This window comes from Flavobacterium collinsii, assembly GCF_902804485.1.
GTDB classification, from domain to species: domain Bacteria; phylum Bacteroidota; class Bacteroidia; order Flavobacteriales; family Flavobacteriaceae; genus Flavobacterium; species Flavobacterium collinsii.
This window is the reverse complement of sequence record NZ_CADCST010000013.1, coordinates 1-591: the sequence shown is the minus strand read 5'-3', so window position 1 is coordinate 591 and position 591 is coordinate 1. Positions and strand designations below refer to the sequence as shown.

The 591-nt window shown below is 39.4% G+C and carries 1 protein-coding gene; it reads right to left on the bottom strand.

The genetic code is table 11. The features are described from left to right. Nucleotides 1–591 (bottom strand): condensation domain-containing protein (locus FLA105534_RS00095; protein WP_246253119.1); only part of this gene is annotated, 591 nt, incomplete at both ends.

The window sequence follows — 591 nt, the reverse complement described above, 5'->3', positions numbered from 1 at the left end:
AGTTTCGAAAGCTGTTTTTCGCTTCTCATCCAGGATGCATAGTCTTTATATTGTATGGTCAGTTCGGGTAAATTGCTGTTTATACCCTGAACCAGATGATGGTAAAGTGTTAAAAGCTCATTACTTAAAATTCCCATAGACCAGCCATCGCTGATGATATGATGCATGTTAAAGAGCAACAAATGTCTGTTCTCTTCTAATTTAAGCAGATGTAAATTGATCAAAGGTGCTTTGCCCAAATCAAATTGGTGTTTATAGCACTCTTCTACTCTTTCTTCTACTGTCGCCTGCTGATTTTCCACTGTTGTGAAATCGGCATAATCAATTTTAAAGTCTATGTCCGAAGGATCGCTAATGAATTGGCGCACTTCTCCTTCCTCATTTCGTTTGAAAGAAGTTCGTAAGATTTCATGTCGGTTAATAACGGTTTTAAAGGCTTGTGTCAAATGTTTCAGGTTTAAAGAACCTTCGAGTTCAAACGAACCCGGAATGTTGTAGGCCTCGTTCCCGCCTTCAAACTGACTCAGTATCCATAAACGATGCTGAGATGAGGTTAGAACATAGTCTTCCTGCTCTTCTGCTTTGGGTATG